This is a genomic window from Borborobacter xinjiangensis, assembly GCF_047739745.1.
Classification (GTDB): Bacteria; Pseudomonadota; Alphaproteobacteria; order Rhizobiales; family Rhizobiaceae; genus Pseudaminobacter.
Genome location: NZ_JBLLVA010000076.1, coordinates 1 through 1,792, shown reverse-complemented (window position 1 = coordinate 1,792; position 1,792 = coordinate 1). Strand labels below are relative to the sequence as shown.

Annotated in this window: 1 protein-coding gene; it reads left to right on the top strand. The window is 61.6% G+C overall.

Going from position 1 to position 1,792, the window contains the following annotated elements:
* Window positions 1-128: 128 nt before the first annotated feature.
* A partial coding sequence (locus ACLKMW_RS26385) for an APC family permease (RefSeq protein WP_415727492.1) occupies window positions 129-1,792 on the top strand: 1,664 nt, incomplete at its 3' end.

Sequence of the window (1,792 nt, the reverse complement as noted above, 5' to 3'; positions counted from 1 at the left end):
AAAACGCTTGACGACGGCGATGGTTATGACAAAGTTTACCCTAAGGAAAAAAAGATGAACGGCAAGGAGGGCCTCCGCTGAGGCATGCGGCCGTTGCGAACCAACCATCGCTTAATGGGGAACTGGGAATGAATACCGTAGCTGATACCTACTCGGCAGGCGCCGAGGGTCAACTTCACCGAACGATCGACTGGCGCGGCGCCTTCTGGGTTGCCAGCGGCGTGCCCGCACTCGTTCTTTTCTCGATCGGCGGCATTGCCGGAACCGTGGGCACGCCAGCCTACCTGATCTGGACAGTGTCGGTCATTTTCGGCCTTATCCAGGCCTTCACCTATGCCGAGATCGCCGGTCTTTTCCCGAGCAAGTCGGGCGGCGCTTCCGTCTATGGCGCCACCGCCTGGCTTCGTTACTCGAAATTCATCGCGCCGCTGTCGGTCTGGTGCAACTGGCTGGCCTGGACGCCGGTTCTGTCGCTCGGCTGCTCCATCGCGGCCGCATATCTCCTCAATGTCTTTGCGCCGATTCCGAGCTTTTCCGAAACATCGCCGGAAGTCGTCGCCTGGCTTGCCGATCCGGCTAACGCCGGCAAAACGGCCGCCGACGCAATCGGCGTGCTGACTGCCGCGGCCACGCCGGCCATTCGCGACTGGACCCTGTTCAGCGGCTCGCTTGGCTTCGTGTCCTTCTCCTTCAATGCCGTCTTCTGGATCGGCGCGGCGCTCATGCTGATCACCTTCGCCATTCAGCACCGCGGCATTCTGGGCACCGCCAACGTCCAGAAGTTCATCGGCCTCGCCGTCATCATTCCGATGCTGATCGTCGGTATCGTCCCGATCATCACCGGCCAGATCAACTGGGACAATTATACGCCGCTGGTGCCGCTCGCCGCCGCCTATGCGCCGGAGCCCGGCTCGTGGAACATTTCCGGCTGGACGCTCGTCTTCGGCGGCATGTTCATCGCCGCATGGTCGGCATATGCTTTCGAAACCTCGATCTGCTTTACCAGCGAGTTCAAGAATCCCGGCCGCGACACGGTGCGGGCGATCCTCTATTCGGGCCTGCTCTGCCTGCTGCTCTATACGCTGGTGCCCTTCACCTTCCAGGGCGTGCTCGGCCTCGAGGGCATGCTTTCCGGCCCGATCGTCGACGGCACCGGCGTTGGCCAGGCCATGGCGCAGATGGTCGGCGGTTCGGGCTTCGTCACCACGCTCATGATCATGCTGATGATCCTGGCGCTGATGCTTGCCATCAACACCGCCATGGCCGGCTCGTCGCGCACGCTCTACCAGGGTTCGGTGGATGGATGGCTGCCGCGCTATCTCTCGCGCGTCAACTCGCACGGCGCACCCACGGCCGCCATGTGGTCGGACCTGATCTTCAATCTCGGGATCCTGGCAATTGCCTCGGCCGACGCCACCGGCTTCTTCTTCATCCTGTCGGTGTCGAACTGCGGCTACATCATCTTCAACTTCCTCAACCTCAATTCCGGCTGGATTCACCGGATCGACAACGGCCACATCAAGCGGCCGTGGCGGGCGCCGACCATCATGATCGCGATCGGCGGAATACTGTCCTACGTCAACGCCATGTTCATGGGCGCCGGTGCGAAGGTCTGGAATCCGTGGGCGCTGTGGGCAGGATTGATTGCCGCCGCGCTGATCATTCCGGTCTTCTGCTACCGTCACTACATCCAGGACGGCGGCAAGTTCCCCGAGCACATGCTTGACGACCTCGGCATCAAGCAGTCTGAACTGAGCAATCGCAAGGCGGGCATCCTTCCCTACCTTACGCT